A 19,105-nucleotide genomic window follows, 5' to 3' on the forward strand; every position below is an offset into this window, starting at 1 on the left:
GAAGTGGAACAGGTGCAGTCATTTTTGACAGTGTTGGAAAATTTTAAAGAAAATTATCTGGCGTGGGTAAGCGTTTTGAACATTACGGTATCAAAGACTGATATTGTAGAAATGCTTATTATTGCGTTCCTGTTTTATCACGTCCTGAAATGGATTAAGGATACACGGGCATGGATGCTGTTAAAAGGAATTCTTGTGATTTTAGCGTTTGTACTTGTGGCAGCAATCTTCCAGATGAATACAATTCTCTGGATAGCAGAGAAGACGATTAATGTAGCGATTATTGCAATCGTTGTTATCTTCCAGCCGGAGCTCCGGAAAGCACTGGAAGAATTGGGACGAAAGAAATTTATTTCATCCCTCTTTTCTTTTGATTTTGGAAAAAACGGAGTGGAACGTTTCAATGACCATACGATTGGAGAACTGGTAAAGGCAAGCTATGAGATGGGTAAGGTGAAGACCGGAGCCCTGATTGTAGTGGAAAATGAAATTATGCTGACAGAATACGAAAGAACCGGTATTGCGCTGGATTCCCTGGTATCAAGCCAGCTTCTGATTAATATATTTGAAAAGAACACTCCGTTACATGACGGAGCTATTATTGTACGTGGGGACAGGGTTGTCTCTGCAACCTGTTATCTGCCACTGTCTGACAGCCTGGAACTGAGCAAGGATCTGGGAACCAGACATCGTGCAGCAGTTGGAATTAGTGAAGTGAGTGATTCTCTTACAATTGTGGTATCAGAGGAAACCGGAAAGGTTTCTATTGCGATGGGTGGACAGTTGTACCGTAATGTGGATGCGGAGTTTCTGCGCAGCAAACTGAAATTTCTCCAGAGCAGCAATATCGAACCAAAGCGCTTCCAATTATTGAAGAGGAGGTTACGCAATGTTAAAAAAGCTGACAAAACTGGTGACGAATAATTTTGGACTGAAGGTTGCAGCATTATTCTTCTCTGTTGTGCTGTGGCTTGTTGTTGTCAACATTGATGATCCGACACAGGCGAAGAACTTTACCACGTCTATTACGATAACCAATTCGGATTATATGACACAGCAGGGCAAATACTTTGAAGCAAAGGACAGTAATCTGCAGGTAACCTTTAAGGTTTCTACTGTGCGTTCTGTTATGAAGAACTTGAGCAATACTGATTTCCGGGCAGTAGCAGATATGGAAAATGTTGAGCAGGTAGACGGTGTATACCGGGTACCGATTGAGATAACTGCAACACGATATGCGTCTGCGGTGAACTTCCAGGGCAAAATACAGTATATGGAAGTAAATGTAGAAGATCTGATGCTGTCACAGTTTTCTATTAAGGCAAAAACAGTAGGAGATGCAGCTGAGAATTATGCGGTGGGAGATGTGCGGGTATCTCCGAACATCTTAAAAGTAACCGGACCGGAATCGGTGGTGAATCAGATTGATCATGTAGAAGCAACCATTGATGTAACAGGTGCATCCGCAGACTTGACGGATAGTGTAGTCCCGGTTGTATATAATGCAAACGGTGAGGCGGTAGACACCTCAAAGCTGAATTTTAATATTGATAAGGTGACAATTTCGGCTACGATACTTAATATCCGTAACCTTTCAGTAGAAATTGAACCGAGTGGAACGGTTGCAGATGGATTTGTATGCACCGGAGTGACGATTAATCCGAATAAGATAGCGATAAAGGGAACGCCGGAAGCACTGAACGCAGCCGGAAGTATTGTGATTCCGTCAGACCAGCTGGATATCAGCGATGCAACTGGCAATGTAGTGAAGACAATTAATATTTCTTCTTATCTGCCGGATGATGTAGAGGTGGTCGATGCTGACAATCTGAATGTTGAAGTAACCGCAGTGGTGGAGCAGATTGTGTCAGAATCTTATAGCGTACCGGTTGAAAACATTGCAATTCAGAATCTGAAAGAGGGTTATGAAGCAGCCTTTGCAGAGAGTACAGTTACGATAACTTTAAAGGGACTGCGGAATGATCTGGATAAACTTATGGCAGACAGTATTAAGGGAAATGTAAATGCAGCAGGACTGGCAGAAGGCAATCATACCGTAACAGTTACCCTGGAGCTGGATGACAGCTTATATTCGGTAAATGGAACACAGACTGCAGTGATAACCATAACAAAGAAATCAGAAGACACATCAGATACTACAAATACTGGAAATGACAATGGAACCCATACGGGTTCGAATGGTGGTACAGAAACGGGAACGGGCAGTACCAATGGAAATAATACGAATAATGGAAATTCGGAGGAAGATTAGAAAATGAGCAGAATGTTTGGAACAGATGGTGTAAGAGGTGTTGCAGGAGCGGAGCTGACCATTGAACTGGCAACAAAGCTTGGGCAGGCAGGTGCCTATGTGCTGACGAAAGAGCAGGAACATCAGCCGACATTAATTGTAGGATGTGATACAAGAATTTCAGGTGGAATGCTTGCCAATGCACTGATGGCAGGAATCTGTTCTGTAGGAGCCAATGCAATCTATGCAGGGGTAATGCCGACACCGGCGATTGCCTATCTGACCAGAAAACATAAAGTAGATGCAGGCGTTGTGATTTCCGCATCCCATAATCCGATGGAATTTAACGGAATCAAATTCTTTAATGGAGACGGATATAAGCTTTCTGATACGTTGGAGGATGAAATCGAAGAGTTGATCCGCAATAATATGAAAGATGTTGTACTGCCGATTGGATCCGGTGTGGGAAGAATTGACTATCGTTTTGATTTGCGTGATGAATATGTGAAATTCATGAAGAAATGTGTGCCGGTTGATTTGACCGGTATGAAGATTGTGATAGACTGTGCAGAGGGTGCATCCTACTATACATCGGTTAAGACATTAAAAGACCTGGGTGCAGATCTGGTTGCTATCCATACGAAGCCGGATGGAACCAATATCAATGCCAACTGCGGTTCCACCCATATGGAAGAACTTCAGGCAAGGGTTGTTTATGAAAAAGCAGACGTTGGCCTTGCATTTGATGGCGATGCTGACCGTATGCTTGCGGTAGATGAAAAAGGTAACCTGGTGGATGGCGACCAGCTTATGGCAATCTGTGGATGCCATATGAAGAAAAAAGGAACTTTAAAGAAAAATACCATTGTAGTAACCGTTATGACCAATCTTGGCTTCAGTCTGATGGGAGAGCGGGAAGGCATCCATGTAGAGAAAACCAAGGTCGGAGACAGATATGTCCTTGAAAATATGCTGGAGAATGGCTATAATATCGGGGGTGAGCAGTCCGGACATATTATATTTTTAGATGATAATACAACCGGTGACGGACTTCTTTCCGGACTTCATTTATTACAGGTAATGAAGGAAACCGGCAGGAAATTATCTGAGCTGGCAGAGGTGATGGAAGTATTGCCGCAGGCACTTGTGAATGCCAAAGTGCCGAATCACAAGAAAGAAAAATTCATGGAATATACTGAGATTGCAGAGGCAATCAAGGCATTGGAAGAGAAATTCAATGGAGAAGGAAGAGTGCTGATTCGTCCATCCGGAACCGAGCCGCTGGTAAGAGTTATGATTGAGGGAAAGAACCAGAGCGAGATTGAAGAAGAAGCACAGAAGCTGGCTGAATTAATTACCAACACAATGCTGTAATCAGGAGGGGAATAGAAATGGTAAGTCAGAAAGTTAAAATAAAGAATCCGACAGGATTACATTTGCGTCCGGCAGGAATACTCTGTAAGGAAGCAATGCAGTATAAATCGTTAGTAACATTTCATTATCGCGGAAATACCGCTAATGCCAAAAGTGTTTTAAGTGTACTGGGTGCGTGCATCAAATTTGGAGATGAAATCGAATTTGTCTGCGAAGGTGATGATGAGGACGAAGCATTAAAGGCAATGGTAGAAGCCGTAGAAAGTGGATTAGGAGAATAAAAGATGAAAAAAATACTGGTAACTGGATGTAATGGACAGTTGGGAAGAGCAATTCGCAAGGAATATGCAGCAAGTGATGTGGAATTTATCAATACAGATGTAGTAGAGGGAGAAGGTGTTGTATCTCTTGATATTACTGATGTAGATGCAGTACTGAAGCTGGTACGTGCAGAGAAACCGGATGTTATCATCAACTGCGCCGCACATACCAATGTAGACAAGTGTGAGGAACAGTGGGATCTTGCATATAAGATTAATGCAATCGGACCAAGAAACTTAAGTATTGCAGCAACCGAAGCAGATGCAAAAATGATTCATGTATCTACGGATTATGTTTTTGAAGGAAATGGGACAAGACCATACACAGAGTTTGATGCACCAAATCCGGTAAGTGCTTATGGAAAGACTAAGTTAGAGGGTGAAAACTTTGTAAAGGAATTTGCAAAGAAACATTTTATCTTAAGAACAGCATGGCTTTATGGGGATGGAAAGAACTTTGTCAAGACAATGCTGGCATTGGCAGAGAACCATGATGAATTAAATGTAGTCTGTGACCAGGTGGGAACACCTACCAGCGCAGTGGAATTAGCAAAAATGATTCATTATCTGGAAGGCACAGAGAATTATGGAACCTTCCATGCAACCTGTGAAGGAGATACCAACTGGGCAGATTTTGCAGAAGCAATCTTCAAAAGAGCAGGAAAGAATGTAAAAGTAAATCATGTAACCAGTAAGCAGTACAAAGAGATGAATCCGGCATCCGCTAACAGACCGGCATACTCTATCTTGGAGGATTATATGATTAAGCTTACCAGTGACTTTGTAATGGCAGACTGGCAGGATGCACTGGATGTCTATATGAAAGAACTGTTGGGATAATAGGTGAAAAAATGGAACCATTAGTAAGCGTATGTATTCCGGCATATAATAATGCGGAATACATTAAAGATACGATTGATTCAATTTTAAATCAGACATATCAGAATATAGAGCTTGTAATTGTGGATGATAATTCAAAAGATAATACTTATGAACTGATTCAGGAAATCGGGGATGAGAGGATTAAGCTTTATCATAATGATAAGAATCTTGGAATGTCAGGAAACTGGAACCGCTGTCTTTCCTTATGCACCGGTAAATATGCAAAGCTTGTCTGTGCAGATGATATTTTATCGCCGGATGCATTGAAGCGGGAAGTAGATGCTTTAGAGGCAAATCCTACAGCAGTGATTGCGGAAAGTGATACCAAGCTGATTGATTTAAATGGAAAAGGAAAAGGCTTTTATAAACGCTATAAGAAGAGCGGACTGGTAGATGGAAAAGAAATCAGCCGGAAGGGCTTCTTTTCACAGGATTATTTCGGAGCACCACAGGCAAATACTTTCCGGAGAGATGTGGCAGAGAAAATCGGAGGATTTGATACAGATTATACCTATATCTTAGACTATGATTTCTTTGTTTCCCTGGCATGTGAAGGCGATGTTTATATCATACACGAACCACTGAATTTCTTCCGTGTGCGAAAAGGTTCAAATACCGGAGAAGTTATGGGGGGCAACAAGGAAAAAACAAAAGTATATGTAGAGGAACATCTGCATTTACTGGAGAAAAACAAAGAACGCTTGAAACTGACACCGAAAGATATCAGACGCAGTGTAATGATCCGGAAGTTCCGTTGCTTTGCGGCATCTGTATATCTGAAACTGTTTGTGCATAAATAAGCGAAAGGGGACTAAAATGGATAAAATTGCAGTATTGATTCCCTGCTATAACGAGAGTAAAACAATCGTAAAGGTAGTAGAGGATTTTAAACGGGTAATTCCGGAAGCTGTTATTTATGTATATGATAATAATTCCAATGACGGAACGGACGAGCTCGCAAGAAGTGCCGGTGCGGTCGTACGTTATGAATATCAGCAGGGAAAAGGAAATGTTATTCGAAGAATGTTCCGTGAGATTGATGCGGAATGTTATATCATGACAGATGGAGATGATACCTATCCGGCAGAATCAGCACCGGAGATGATAAAACAGGTATTAGAGCATGGAGCTGATATGGTAGTGGGAGACAGACTTTCTTCAACCTATTTTCAGGAGAATACCAGACCATTCCATAACTTTGGTAATTCACTGGTCAGGAAATCCATTAATCTGTTCTTCCGGACGGACATTAAAGATATTATGACAGGTTATCGTGCTTTCAGTTATCAGTTTGTAAAATCATTCCCGGTATTATCCAAGGGATTTGAAATTGAAACAGAAATGAGCATTCATGCAGCAGATAAGAATATGCAGGTAGACAATGTGATTATTGAGTACCGTGACAGACCGGAGGGAAGTGTATCCAAGCTGAATACCTATTCGGATGGATTTAAGGTACTGCGTACCATTGCAAGACTGTACCGGACTTATAAGCCAATGTCATTCTTTGGCATTATTGCATTTATACTGGCTGCTCTTGGAGTTGGTTTCCTGATACCGGTATTGGTAGTATATGCAAAGACCGGAATGGTGCCGAACTTCCCGACTTTATTTGCTTGCTGTTTTACGATATTGGCAGCAACCCAGGCATTCTTCTCGGGACTTATCCTGCAGACCATTGGACAGAAGAACCGGCAGGATTTTGAAATGGAACTGCAGGCAATCGAAGAGAGAAAGAAAAGACTGGATAAAGAATAGAACTGTTAAATTATGTACAAAAATGTGCACAAACTTCTAAAAAGTTGACAAATAAATGAGGACTGTGCCATAATAAAACGATTTTTAAATCAGGAGGAGAATAAGATGAGAACTTATTTAGTAACTGGAGGAGCCGGATTTATTGGTTCAAACTACATTCACTACATGTTTCGTAAATACGACAATGAGATTCGTATTATCAATGTAGACGCATTAACTTATGCAGGAAACTTGGAAAATTTAAAAGACATCGAGAACAGAGACAACTATACATTTGTAAAAGCAGATATTACAGACAAAGAAGCAATCCGCAAAGTGTTTGCAGAAAATGACATTGACCGCGTGGTACACTTTGCTGCGGAAAGTCATGTTGACCGTAGTATCAAAAACCCTGAAGTATTCGTTCATACCAATGTAATGGGTACTGCAGTTATGTTAAACTGCGCAAAAGAAGCATGGGAACTTCCGGATGGAAGCTTCAAGGAAGGTAAGAAATTCCTTCACGTATCCACAGACGAAGTATATGGTTCCCTTCCAGATGATGGAAAGAGCTTCTTCTATGAGACAACACCATATCAGCCACACAGCCCATACTCTGCAAGTAAGGCATCTTCTGATATGTTAGTAAAATCTTATATTGATACTTATCATTTCCCGGCAAATATTACCAATACATCCAATAACTACGGACCTTACCAGTTCCCGGAGAAACTGATTCCGTTAATCATCAACAATGCTTTACACGGAAAGAAACTTCCGGTATATGGTGATGGAATGAACATCCGTGACTGGTTATATGTAGATGATCATGCAAAGGGAATTGATATGGTTCAGGAGCAGGGACGTCTTGGACAGACTTATAACATCGGTGGACACAATGAGAAACGTAACATTGAAATCATCAATATCATTATTGAAACCTTGCAGGAGATTCTTCCGGATGATGATCCAAGAAAAGCAAATGTAAGCAAAGACTTAATCACTTATGTAGAAGACCGTAAAGGACATGACAGACGTTATGCAATCGCTCCGGACAAAATCAAAGCTGAGATTGGCTGGGAGCCGGAGACCATGTTCAAAGATGGTATCAAGAAGACAATTGCATGGTATCTTGAGCATGAAGACTGGATGAACAATGTAACCAGTGGTGACTACCAGAAATATTATGCAGATATGTATAAAGATAAATAAATAGAAGTATAGAAAGAGAAGCGGATAGGAAAATACAAGACCTGTCCGCTTTTTTTGTGCGTTTTCGCCAGTATTTCCACGGGTACTACAGAAATTATTAAGGAAAATATAGATGAAAAATACGATGTAATATGTTATAATTAAATGATTTATTGAGTGAAAGAATGCGTTGGAGAACGTAAACAATATGATTAAGGAGGAGATTATTCCATGAAAGGTATTATTTTAGCCGGAGGATCCGGAACAAGACTTTATCCATTGACAAAGGCAGTATCGAAACAGATTATGCCGGTATATGACAAACCAATGATTTATTATCCATTATCTACACTGATGTTAGCAGGAATCCGTGAGGTGCTGGTTATCTCTACACCAAGAGATCTTCCGGTATTTGAGGAGTTATTAGGAGATGGAAGCCAGCTGGGAATGTCTTTCTCTTATGCAGTGCAGGAACAGCCAAGAGGACTTGCAGATGCATTTATCATCGGTGAGAAATTCATTGGCAATGATGCAGTGGCATTGGTATTAGGCGATAATATTTTCTATGGACAGAGTTTCTCTAAAGTGCTTCGCAGTGCAGCAGAGCGTACAGAGAGCCAGCCGGGAGCAACCATTTTCGGATATTATGTAAAAGATCCAAGAGAATACGGTGTAGTAGAATTTGATGAGCACGGTAAAGCATTGTCAATCGAAGAAAAACCGGCTCAGCCAAAATCTAATTATGCAGTTCCGGGACTTTACTTCTATGACAATGATGTAGTAGAGATTGCCAAGAATGTAAAACCATCTGCAAGAGGTGAAATTGAAATTACAAGTGTTAATAATGAATATCTGAACCGTGGAACCCTTCAGGTTGAGACCTTAGGAAGAGGATTTGCATGGTTAGATACCGGAAACCATGACATGCTTCTTGATGCAGCAGATTTCGTAGCAGCATTCCAGAAACGTCAGGGATTATATATTTCCTGTATCGAAGAGATTGCATACAAGAGAGGATTCATCGATAAAGCACAGTTAGAGAAGCTGGCGCAGCCATTACTTAAGACTGCATATGGTCAGTATCTGATGGACGTTGCTAACGGATTATAAAATAGAGTTGGGTATTATTGTAGAAAAGCGAGGAAGAGAAAAATGGGAAAAATCAAAGTAACAAACGACTGTAATGGAATCAAAGGATTAAAAGTAATTGAACCTGCAGTATTCGGAGATGCAAGAGGATACTTCATGGAGACCTATAACTATAATGATTTCAAGGAAGCAGGAATTGACTGTGAATTCGTACAGGACAACCAGTCTGCATCCAAGAAGGGTGTACTTCGTGGACTTCATTTCCAGTTAAACTATCCACAGGACAAGCTGGTGCGTGTAGTAAACGGTGAAGTATTTGACGTCGCAGTTGACTTAAGAGAAGGTTCTGAAACCTTTGGAAAATGGTTTGGAGTTACTTTGTCTGCTGAGAACAAGAAACAGTTCTTCATTCCAAAGGATTTTGCACACGGATTTATCGTATTAAGTGATTATGCAGAATTCTGCTATAAAGTTACTGATTTCTATCATCCAAACGATGAGGGCGGACTTCTGTGGAATGACCCTGACATCGGAGTAGATTGGCCGATGCCGGAAGGAATGACAGAGGCAGACTTGATTTTATCCGATAAAGATAAAGTATGGCATGGCATCAAGGCATATGCAGAGAATAAGAATAACTGCAAGAAAGACTGATAGACAGTTGAAGTAACATAAGGAGTAAATGATATGTCTAAGAAGAGACTCGCAGCCAGCCTGCTGGTGGTACTGTTTGGTATATTGGCGAACATCCTGGTTTTCAGATATGAACCGGCTTTAAGTGAGAAGAAGGTTACGGTAAAGGTAACACTTACATCCGATGAAGAAAATTATATGGAGATGTTCTATCTGACAGACGGGCAGAAAATGCCGGATGATTTCAAGGCAGAACAAAGCAGCGGAGTAAATTATAAAAAAGCTGGAACAGAGAAAACGTTAGAATATACCGTGCCGGCAGATGCTTCATATCTTCGCTTTGATTTGGGAAGCGGAGCATCCGAGACAACTATTTCCGGCATAACCATTGAAAGTAATGGAAAAACTGCGGTAATAGATCAGAATGTTTTTTCAGAAACAGTGCGTCTGCAGGAAGTAAAACAGAATAATGTTTCAGACGGTATTAACCTGACAGCAGAAAAAGAGGATCCTTACCTGGTATGGAATACAGAGAACTGGGGAATTGCGAAGCTGGTAAAGGACAGCCTGTGGCTTCAGTATCTTCTGGTTAAAATCCTTGCGTGTGTTGTATTAGATATCATTCTTATTGTTGCATTAAAAGCAGGTAAAAAGCTGATTGTTCTTCCGAAAGAAGTGTATCAGAACAGAAAGCTGCTCTGGAATTTGTCAAAGAATGATTTTAAAACTAAATTTGCAGGTTCCTACCTTGGTATTATCTGGGCATTTATACAGCCGATTGTAACGGTAGTGGTATACTGGTTCGTATTTGAAAAAGGATTAAAGGCTGGCGGAATCAACACCAGAGCAGGAATTGATGTTCCGTTTGTACTCTGGCTGGTCGCAGGTCTGGTGCCTTGGTTCTTCTTCCAGGATGCATTAAATGGTGGAACCAATGCACTGATTGAATACAGCTATCTGGTTAAGAAGGTTGTATTTAAGATAAGTATTCTCCCAATTGTGAAAGTAGTATCTGCACTGTTTGTACATGTATTCTTCGTAGTATTTACGCTGGTGCTGTATAGTGCATATCACTATTATCCGGATTTATATACATTGCAGATTGTGTATTATACCTTTGCCATGTTTATTATGGTATTGGGAATCGTGTATGCAACCTGTGCGATTGTAATCTTTTTCCGTGATTTAACACAGGTGATTAACATTGTTCTGCAGGTTGGGATGTGGATGACACCGATTATGTGGAACATTGATACCATGGAATTATCTCCAGTGCTGATTACCATATTCAAACTGAATCCGATGTACTATATTGTGGCAGGATACCGGGATGCGTTGATTAATAAGGCGTGGTTCTGGGAAAATGCACCACTGACTTTATACTTCTGGCTTCTGACAGCGGTATTATTCGGTATCGGAACCATGATATTTAAGCGGTTGAAGATTCATTTTGCAGATGTATTATAGGAAGGCATAGGATATGAGCGAAGTAGCAATTAGAGTAGATGATGTAAGTAAATTATATAAGCTTTACGATAAACCTTCAGACAGACTGAAGGAATCGTTAGGCCTGACACGAAAGAAATTATATAAGGAACATTATGCACTGCATAATGTTTCTTTTGATGTAAAAAGAGGAGAAACCGTTGGCATAATCGGAACCAACGGCTCCGGAAAATCTACGATTCTTAAGATTATTACCGGAGTCTTGAATCCATCCGGTGGTCATGTAGAGATTGATGGAAGAATTTCTGCACTGTTGGAGCTGGGCGCAGGCTTCAATATGGAATATACCGGAATTGAGAATATCTACCTTAATGGAACCATGATTGGTTTTTCCAGGGAAGAGATTGATGCAAAGATGCAGGATATTCTTGATTTTGCAGATATCGGTGACTTTGTGCATCAGCCGGTCAAGACATATTCCAGTGGTATGTTTGTACGGCTGGCATTTGCGGTAGCGATTAACATTGACCCGGAAATCCTGATTGTCGATGAGGCGTTGTCGGTAGGAGACGTATTCTTTCAGGCGAAATGCTATAAGAAATTTGAAGATTTTAAAAAAATGGGAAAAACCATCCTTTTTGTCAGCCATGATCTGGGCAGCATCAGCAAATACTGTGACAGAGTTGTGCTTTTAAACAGAGGAAAGAAACTGGCAGAAGGTTCACCGAAGGAAATGGTGGGCATGTATAAACGTATCATGGTAAACCAGGATAAGGCAGAAGAGATAGCTGCACATCAGATGGATATGAGTGCATTTGACGAAGAGGAAGAAAAAGAAATTAAAGAGGCGGTTTGTGAAGGTCTCTGGAAGAATCATTATAATCTGAATCCAAATGTGGATGAATATGGAAATGGTGCGGCGGAAATAGTTGATTTCGCAATTGTAGATGAGAATGGGAATTACAACAGTGCAATTATGAAAGGAAGCCGCTTCCGGCTGAAATCAAAGGTGAAGTTTAAACAGGATATACAGAACCCGATCTTTACTTATACATTTAAGAATATCCAGGGTGTGGCGATAACCGGAACCAATACCATGTATGAAAAGAAGGATGTTCCATTGGCAAAAGCTGGGGAAACCTATGTGGCAACCTTTGAGCAGGATATGTTTTTGCAGGGAGGGGAATACCTTCTGTCTATGAGCTGTACCGGATATCAAGGCGGTGAGTTCCAGGTATATCACAGATTATATGATGTATGCAATGTGACGGTGGTTTCAGATAAGAATACCGTAGGTTTTTATGATATGAATTCTGTTACGACAGTAGAGAAGATAGATGAGTAAAAAGATAAAGGAAAGACGGCGGAAATGACAGAAAATTGTGGGAAAGTTCAAATTGACAGAAGCAGATATCAGGCAGAGCCTGTGTTTGGGGAAGCGGTTCCGGATAAAATGATGTTAGAGGACATAAAACATTATGGGAAAGACAGCCTGCAGGAAGTGATAAAAGAACGTAAGAGTTATAATTATTTATTCTATTTGTCGGAACTCCGCAAGAATATCATAGAATGGTATCCGTTTTCCGGACAGGCAGAAGTGCTTGCAGTGGGTGCGGATACAGGAATGCTTACGGATGCACTGGCACAAAAGGCAGCACACGTTACCTGCGTGGAAACATCGGAAACGAGAGCCGAAATGAATGCAGCATGGAACGCTGAAAAAGATAATGTCAGAATAATCCTGGGAAATTATCCGGAAGTAGAAGATAAACTCGGCAGCTATGATTACATTACGCTGATTGGAGAATGGAAATATGCCAGGTCCTATTATGAGAATTCAGAAGACGCATATAGAACCTTTCTTCTGGAACTGTTAAAACATTTGAAAATCGGTGGAGAACTGCTTCTTGCTACAGAAAATAAAATGGGAATGAAGTATTGGGCGGGCTGCCAGGATGATTATTATGGTGGTTATTACCGGGGAATTGAAGATTATCCGGGGGAAGATAATGTCCGCACATTTTCAAAAAAAGAACTGGAAGAGGAACTGAGGGGAATAGAGGGGATTTCCTGGAAATTCTATTATCCATATCCGGATTATAAATTTCCAATGGCGATTTATTCTGATGAATATCTTCCAAAAACAGATGAACTTACGATGAATATCCGTAATTTTGACCGGGACCGCTATGTTATGTTTGATGAAGAAAAGGCATTCGGAACGGTAATAAAAGAAGGGCTATTTTCAGAATTTTCCAATTCGTTTATGGTATCTATCAAAAAGGAGCAGTAGCATGAAAACAGTAGTATTCGCAAAATATTCAAATGATCGTGCAGATGAATTTGCAATATGTACGGAAATACTGAAAGATGAAAATGGAAAGAAGAGCATCCGCAAACGTCCGGTGGAAAAAGAGGGAATCCATCATGTGCAGGGCGTTTATGAAAACTATCTGAAGCTTAAGAGGCAGTATCAGAATGTTTTCGGTGTTGCAGCCTGTCAGATGGAAGCACAGGCGGCAGCGTTTGAGTTTGTGAAAGGAACTGCGTTATCTGCAATATTAGAAAACTACATTGAACAGGGTGAAAAAGACAGAATAGAAGAACTGGTACGGGATTATTGCAACCGGATAACATCAATAGAACCAAAAGCAATCTTTCATGTAACAGAGGAATTTAGAAAAGTTTTCGGAGATGCAACATTTGAAAAAGAGCAGAGTTCTGCTGCGGAAATAACAGATATCGATTTGATATTTGAAAATATTATGATAGATGCCGAAAGCTGGAAAGTAATTGATTATGAGTGGAGCTTTGCATTTCTTATTCCAGAGAAATTTGTAATATACAGAAGTATTCTTTACTGGTTTTTAAAACAGAATGTCAGCCAGTTGTTTACCTGGCAGGAGTTAATGGAATTAGTTTCGATTACGGAAGAAGAGGAAGAAAAATTCCGGAAGATGGAAGCAAATTTCCAAAAGTATGTCATTGGTGGAAAGATTCCAGTCCGGGATATGACAGAGTATCTAGGAACAAAAGCAATTCCATTTAGCGCGGTGTTACATCCGGAAACAGAAGCAAAGGACAGGATGCAGGTTTATTATAACAGTGGAAAAGGATTTTCAGAACAGAATTCCTATTTTATTCCGCATACGGATGAAGGGGAGATGGAAGAAATACGTATTCCTGTCAGCGAAAATGAGAAAGAAGTGCGCTTTGACCCAAGTATGGGAAAATGCGTTGTCTATATAGAATCCATACAGGATTCCAACGGAAAGAAAACTGCAATCAAGTGGTGTAACGGACGGTGGCTTTCTAAGCAGAGTATTTTCTTTGAAGAGGAAGATCCACAGATTCTCGTTGAAATAGAAAAAGGAATTTCCTATCTTGAAATAAAATGTATGGTGGCAGCCACAACGGCTCTTATCACAGAACTTTCCGATGTGACCAAGTTCTATGATTATGGGAAAGTGAAAAAGACTGCAGAAGAGCGGAAAAATGAAATCGAAGAGCTGAATGAGCAGATTGCACAATATGAAGAGAAACAGAAACAGGGCATAATCCGGCTGGAAGAACAGGGCAGGCAGATAGATGAAATGCGTAAACTGATTATGATAAGGGAAGATGAACTGATGTATCATAAGAATGGACTTTGGTACAGATTCAAAAATAAATTACGCAATTGGAAAAACAGGATATTACATAGAAATCGGTAATAGCTAATGGAGAACAACTATGAGTAATAGAGAAAGCTTTGAAGAATTAAAGAAAAAAATAGAACAGGCAGATGTGGTATCGTTTGATGTGTTTGATACGCTGATTTTACGAATTGTAAATACACCGGAAACCATATTTAAGCTGGTTGGAGATGTCTGCGGCATTAAGGATTATGAGCATATCCGTCAGGAAATGCAGCGGCAGGCAAGTATGGAAGCAGAAGAAAAATGGAACCAGCCTCATGCGGTTATGGATCAGATTTATGATTATATAAAGACACATTCCGGGCTTGAGATGGATTGGGAGAAAGTAAAGCAGACAGAGCTTGAAATGGAATATGATTCACTGGTTGCAAATCCGGAAATGAAAGAAATTTATGAGTTTTCCAAAGCAGCGGGCAAGCGTGTGATAGCAACAAGTGATATGTATTTAAAGAAGGATTTCTTAGGAAAAGTATTGAAAAAATGCGGATATGAAATGGATAAAATCTATGATTCTGCAGATGAGATGCATACAAAATTCCGCGGAGATTTGTACGAGCAGGTGCAGAAGGAAGAAGGAGTTCCTGCATGGAAAATCATACATATCGGTGACAACTGGGAATCTGATGTGGTAAATGCCCAGAAAGCGGGATTCCAGACCTATCATTATCCACAGGAAAAAGCAGATAATAAAAACATGCTTCCGTTCAGCATCGACGAAGGAGTAAAGAACTGTATTCACAAGGAGCATTATGAATTCTGGAAAAATTTAGGTGCAGAAGTGGGTGGACCGCTTTATCTTGGTTTATTCACCTGGTTAAAAAGCTGTCTGAAAAGGGAAAAATATGAGAAGATATTTTTCCTTGCAAGAGATGGTTATAATCTCTATCAGTTGTTTGGAAAATATACCGATGAGAAGACAGAATATCTGATGACTTCCCGCAGAGCCTTGTTATTGGCTGGAATCCGTAAATTAGACGAAGAAACCATGCAGATTCTTCCCCCATTTACATTAGGACAGACCATAAAAGAAGTGTTAGAATATCTTGGAGTGCTTGAAATCTGTCAGGACAGCATAAAGGAAGCTGGCTTTGAAAGTGTAGATGAAATTATTCATACACGGGAAGAAATGGAACAGGTAAAGAAGCTGTATACATTAAATGAGACAGCCTTCTTGAAAAAATGTGAAGAAGAGAGACAGGAAGCATACCAGTATTTTAAGGAAAAAGGTTTCTTTGACGTAGACAGTATTGTATTTGACTGTGGCTGGAACGGTTCCTCACAGTATCTTCTGGATCGTTTCTTAGAATGTGTCGATTATCAGAAAAAAAATAAATTCTTCTATACCGGAATTTTAAATACAGAGAAGAGTAAACGCCAGTTAAACGGAAGAAAATTTGAGACCTATCTGTTTAACTATGATGAAAATTATAATCTGCAGAATAAAATGAAGGATTCCATTGTCATTATGGAATTGTTCTTTGGTGCGCCGATGAACTCTGTTTATAAATATAAAGACGGAGGGGCAGTATTAGAGGATATACCGGAAGAAACTGCATATAAAGAGGCAATCAGCCAGGGTATTATTACTTTTGTGGAGCGCTCTATTGACTTTGTGGAGAAGTATAAGATTCAGGTGAAACAGGAGCATGCTGTGACTGCTATTTTACGTTTGATTCATGAGCCGACAGAAAAGGAAGCAGTTACAATAGGAAATATCGCCAATGTAGACGGATTTGCCAATCAGAAGGCAATTGTAAAATATATCGCAAAACTGGATGAAGCTTCATATAAAGAAAATCCACAGATTGAAATATACTGGGCGGAGGGCTTGTTCAAGAGACCGGACATTGATGAAAAGTTAAAAAAGCAGATTGCACAGGACCGTCATCTGAATTATAAGGATGTGGAAACAGATGATGCAGAACAGGCAAAAGAAAGTCTTTATGAAAAAGATTTAAAGAAGTATGGAAAAGTTACGGCTGATTTCCTGGAAGAAGAAAGAAAGCACAAAAATAAAGATCCATACCAGCGCTTTATCAAAGAAAATGAGACCAATATCGTTACAGGAAGAACCTTTGAGCAAAATCCGCTCATTTCATTTGTAGTGCCGGTATATAATGTGCCGGATGACATGCTGACAGCCTGTATCGATTCCATTATCGGACAGACTTATAAGAACTGGGAATTATGGCTGGTGGATGATTTCTCATCATGGGAGTCCGTGCGTGAAGTGCTGCACAGCTATGAAACCACACCGGGAGTTCATGTCATCTATCGTACAGAAAATGGAAATATTTCCAAAGCAACAAATGATGGAATTGCAAAAGCAAGTGGTGAATACATCGCATTTATGGACTGTGATGATGTAATAGAATTAAATACGTTAGAAGAAATGGTGGCATTAATCAACGAAAATCCGGAGCTGGATTTCATTTACAGTGATGAGGACAAGCTGACAGAGGACGGAACCAGAAGACATTCTCCGTTCTTCAAGCCGGACTGGTCACCGGATACCTTCTTTTCGATTATGTATACCAACCATCTTGCAATATACCGTACCGCATTGGTGCGCAAGACTGGTGGACTGCGTACGGAATATAATGGAGCACAGGATTATGATTTTACCCTGCGCTTTACAGAACTGACGGATTATAAGCGGATTGGCCATGTGAAGAAAGTATTATATCACTGGCGTGAACGGGCAGAATCCATTGCAGCAAAAATGGAGGCAAAGCCATATGCACTGGAAGCGATGAAGCGCCTGAAAGAAGAAACGCTGGAAAGACGCGGATTAAAGGGAACCGTGGAATTCGTCAGTGACATGTATCAGTACAGAGTCTGCTATGAAGCAGAGGGTAATCCGAAGGTCAGTATTGTCATTCCGTCCAAGGATAATTTCAAAATATTAAAGCAGTGTATTGATTCCATAAAGCAGTGCACCATTTATGAAAATTATGAAATTATTGTAGTGGACAATGGCAGTAACGAAGAGAATAAAGCACAGATAGAGAACTACTTGGAAGAACAGAAGGCAACCTATGTTTATGAGCCGATGAATTTTAATTTCTCGAAGATGTGCAATCTGGGAGTGAAAGCATCGGATGGAGAATATATTCTGCTTTTAAATGATGATATTAAAGTGTATCGTGCAGAGTGGCTGTCTCTTCTGGTGGGACAGGCATCCCTTGATTATGCCGGAGCAGTCGGTGCGAAATTGTTATATCCGGAGACCGACATTATCCAGCATATTGGAATTGCAAATCTTAAGATAGGGCCGTCTCACAGTGAGATAGGATTTTCAGATTCCAATATCTATTATTTTGGCAGAAACCGTGTGAATTATAACTGGCTTGCAGTAACAGCAGCATGTCTAATGGTGAAGAAGAGCAAATATGAAGAAGTAGGCGGTCTGGATGAAGAACTGACTGTTGCTTACAATGATGTAGATTTCTGCTTTAAATTGTACGAAAAGGGCTATTACAACAGCGTGCGGAATGATGTTCCAATGTATCATTATGAATCTATCAGCCGTGGCTCTGATGATGTGGATGAGAAAAAGCAGCAGAGATTGCTGAAAGAGAGAGAACGCTTATACGCGAAGCATCCGAAGCTGAAAGGAAAAGACCCGTTCTACAATGATAATTTAACCCAGAACAAAGTGGATTTCAGTATCAATGTAGAAGAGGAAGAACAGGAATATGCCATCTGTGAGTGGATGAAGCATTATCCGAAAAAAGTAAAAAGTGATTTCAAAGTCTGCATTGATAAAATAGCAGACAATAAAGATTTTGCCATTGAAGGCTGGTGTCAGGGAGAAGACGCAGAGAGAGATAATGCGTCAGAACGTTATCTGCTGCTTCGCTCCGAGCAGGGAAAAATCTATCAGTGTAAGATGGAAAAAGTATTCCGTGAGGATGTTGCACAGTCTTTGGGAAACACCAATTATCTGGCAGGCTTCCGCTGCCGGGTAGACCGAAACCAGATTTCAATGAATCTTCATGCGTATACCATTGGTATTATGCAGAAATATCAAAAAGAAGTCTTTATAAGATGGCTGGATGTCATGAGCGGCAGACAGGAATTAAAAGGAACTGTGGTACGTGATATTGCATTGGAAGAACGTGCAGGATGGAAACAAAAACAGATACTGCACAGAATCGATGGCGTAAAGCGTACTGAAGAGCTTTTTAGTATCAAAGGCTGGGCAGTATTAGAACATGTAGATAATATTAACTGCGAGACACAGATTCTGGTTGTAGAAGGTGACAAGGCAAGAGTATGTTCCACACAGGCAAAGGAACGCTATGATGTAGCGTTATCCATGCCGCACTACAAAAATATTTATCTGTGTGGATTTGCAGCAGAGATTCCAAATGTAGGAAAGGATGCGGCCATTTTCATTGTTAAGAGGAATCTGCACAATGGAAAAGTATATTATCAGCAGTTGAGTGAATCAGAGTTACAAGAGGAAGCGTAGAAAAACA

The 19,105-nt window shown here is 40.3% G+C and carries 15 protein-coding genes; all 15 read left to right on the top strand.

Annotated elements, in window-relative coordinates:
* Window positions 1-12: 12 nt before the first annotated feature.
* The 15 genes from cdaA (at window position 13) to DV740_RS12230 (ending at window position 19,098) form a co-directional block, all read left to right on the top strand.
* Window positions 13-924 carry a diadenylate cyclase CdaA gene (cdaA, locus tag DV740_RS12160; protein WP_330414758.1) on the top strand — a complete coding sequence of 304 codons (912 nt, stop codon included), beginning with the start codon at window positions 13-15 and terminating at the stop codon, window positions 922-924.
* Window positions 890-2,272 carry a CdaR family protein gene (locus tag DV740_RS12165; protein WP_118088187.1) on the top strand — a complete coding sequence of 461 codons (1,383 nt, stop codon included), beginning with the start codon at window positions 890-892 and terminating at the stop codon, window positions 2,270-2,272. Before cdaA ends, DV740_RS12165 begins: the two co-directional genes overlap by 35 nt.
* A 3-nt stretch (window positions 2,273-2,275) precedes the next feature.
* Window positions 2,276-3,625: a phosphoglucosamine mutase gene (gene glmM / locus DV740_RS12170; RefSeq protein ID WP_118088188.1), complete on the top strand. Its 1,350-nt coding sequence runs from the start codon at window positions 2,276-2,278 to the stop codon at window positions 3,623-3,625.
* Between the two features lie 17 nt (window positions 3,626-3,642).
* Window positions 3,643-3,906, top strand: a complete 264-nt coding sequence (locus DV740_RS12175; RefSeq protein ID WP_022244507.1) for an HPr family phosphocarrier protein — start codon at window positions 3,643-3,645, stop codon at window positions 3,904-3,906.
* A 3-nt stretch (window positions 3,907-3,909) separates the two neighbouring features.
* Complete coding sequence (gene rfbD / locus DV740_RS12180) at window positions 3,910-4,785, top strand: dTDP-4-dehydrorhamnose reductase (protein ID WP_022244506.1); 876 nt, start codon at window positions 3,910-3,912, stop codon at window positions 4,783-4,785.
* Between the two features lie 11 nt (window positions 4,786-4,796).
* Window positions 4,797-5,627 carry a glycosyltransferase family 2 protein gene (locus DV740_RS12185; protein WP_118088189.1) on the top strand — a complete coding sequence of 277 codons (831 nt, stop codon included), beginning with the start codon at window positions 4,797-4,799 and terminating at the stop codon, window positions 5,625-5,627.
* Between the two features lie 16 nt (window positions 5,628-5,643).
* The gene (locus tag DV740_RS12190; protein WP_118088190.1) at window positions 5,644-6,585 is read left to right on the top strand and encodes a glycosyltransferase family 2 protein; all 942 of its coding nucleotides are present in this window, start codon (window positions 5,644-5,646) and stop codon (window positions 6,583-6,585) included.
* 105 nt (window positions 6,586-6,690) lie between these two features.
* Window positions 6,691-7,776 (top strand): dTDP-glucose 4,6-dehydratase, encoded by a 1,086-nt coding sequence (gene rfbB / locus DV740_RS12195; protein ID WP_022244503.1) that lies wholly within the window; start codon window positions 6,691-6,693, stop codon window positions 7,774-7,776.
* A gap of 210 nt (window positions 7,777-7,986) precedes the next feature.
* The gene (rfbA, locus tag DV740_RS12200; RefSeq protein WP_118056509.1) at window positions 7,987-8,865 is read left to right on the top strand and encodes a glucose-1-phosphate thymidylyltransferase RfbA; all 879 of its coding nucleotides are present in this window, start codon (window positions 7,987-7,989) and stop codon (window positions 8,863-8,865) included.
* A 42-nt stretch (window positions 8,866-8,907) separates the two neighbouring features.
* Window positions 8,908-9,498 (top strand): dTDP-4-dehydrorhamnose 3,5-epimerase, encoded by a 591-nt coding sequence (gene rfbC / locus DV740_RS12205; protein ID WP_118056508.1) that lies wholly within the window; start codon window positions 8,908-8,910, stop codon window positions 9,496-9,498.
* Window positions 9,499-9,531: 33 nt separating this feature from the next.
* Entirely contained in the window at window positions 9,532-10,944 is a 1,413-nt protein-coding gene (locus tag DV740_RS12210; RefSeq protein ID WP_242988682.1) for an ABC transporter permease, read from the top strand.
* 13 nt (window positions 10,945-10,957) lie between these two features.
* Window positions 10,958-12,268, top strand: a complete 1,311-nt coding sequence (locus DV740_RS12215; RefSeq protein ID WP_118088191.1) for an ABC transporter ATP-binding protein — start codon at window positions 10,958-10,960, stop codon at window positions 12,266-12,268.
* A 24-nt stretch (window positions 12,269-12,292) separates the two neighbouring features.
* Window positions 12,293-13,216: a class I SAM-dependent methyltransferase gene (locus DV740_RS12220; RefSeq protein WP_118088192.1), complete on the top strand. Its 924-nt coding sequence runs from the start codon at window positions 12,293-12,295 to the stop codon at window positions 13,214-13,216.
* A 1-nt stretch (window position 13,217) separates the two neighbouring features.
* On the top strand, window positions 13,218-14,636 hold the full coding sequence (locus DV740_RS12225) for a hypothetical protein (protein WP_118088193.1): 1,419 nt from the start codon (window positions 13,218-13,220) through the stop codon (window positions 14,634-14,636).
* A 19-nt stretch (window positions 14,637-14,655) separates the two neighbouring features.
* Window positions 14,656-19,098, top strand: a complete 4,443-nt coding sequence (locus DV740_RS12230) for a glycosyltransferase (protein WP_118088194.1) — start codon at window positions 14,656-14,658, stop codon at window positions 19,096-19,098.
* Window positions 19,099-19,105 lie beyond the last annotated feature (7 nt).

This window comes from Roseburia sp. AF02-12, assembly GCF_003461765.1.
Taxonomy (GTDB): Bacteria; Bacillota; Clostridia; order Lachnospirales; family Lachnospiraceae; genus Roseburia_C; species Roseburia_C amylophila.

Excerpts from the sequence above, each read along its gene's own strand:
- DV740_RS12165 (WP_118088187.1), top strand. The coding sequence starts at position 890 with ATGTTAAAAAAGCTGACAAAACTGGTGACGAATAATTTTGGACTGAAG.
- glmM (WP_118088188.1), top strand. The coding sequence starts at position 2,276 with ATGAGCAGAATGTTTGGAACAGATGGTGTAAGAGGTGTTGCAGGAGCG.
- DV740_RS12175 (WP_022244507.1), top strand. The coding sequence starts at position 3,643 with ATGGTAAGTCAGAAAGTTAAAATAAAGAATCCGACAGGATTACATTTG.
- rfbD (WP_022244506.1), top strand. The coding sequence starts at position 3,910 with ATGAAAAAAATACTGGTAACTGGATGTAATGGACAGTTGGGAAGAGCA.
- DV740_RS12185 (WP_118088189.1), top strand. The coding sequence starts at position 4,797 with ATGGAACCATTAGTAAGCGTATGTATTCCGGCATATAATAATGCGGAA.
- DV740_RS12190 (WP_118088190.1), top strand. The coding sequence starts at position 5,644 with ATGGATAAAATTGCAGTATTGATTCCCTGCTATAACGAGAGTAAAACA.
- rfbB (WP_022244503.1), top strand. The coding sequence starts at position 6,691 with ATGAGAACTTATTTAGTAACTGGAGGAGCCGGATTTATTGGTTCAAAC.
- rfbA (WP_118056509.1), top strand. The coding sequence starts at position 7,987 with ATGAAAGGTATTATTTTAGCCGGAGGATCCGGAACAAGACTTTATCCA.
- rfbC (WP_118056508.1), top strand. The coding sequence starts at position 8,908 with ATGGGAAAAATCAAAGTAACAAACGACTGTAATGGAATCAAAGGATTA.
- DV740_RS12210 (WP_242988682.1), top strand. The coding sequence starts at position 9,532 with ATGTCTAAGAAGAGACTCGCAGCCAGCCTGCTGGTGGTACTGTTTGGT.
- DV740_RS12215 (WP_118088191.1), top strand. The coding sequence starts at position 10,958 with ATGAGCGAAGTAGCAATTAGAGTAGATGATGTAAGTAAATTATATAAG.
- DV740_RS12220 (WP_118088192.1), top strand. The coding sequence starts at position 12,293 with ATGACAGAAAATTGTGGGAAAGTTCAAATTGACAGAAGCAGATATCAG.
- DV740_RS12225 (WP_118088193.1), top strand. The coding sequence starts at position 13,218 with ATGAAAACAGTAGTATTCGCAAAATATTCAAATGATCGTGCAGATGAA.
- DV740_RS12230 (WP_118088194.1), top strand. The coding sequence starts at position 14,656 with ATGAGTAATAGAGAAAGCTTTGAAGAATTAAAGAAAAAAATAGAACAG.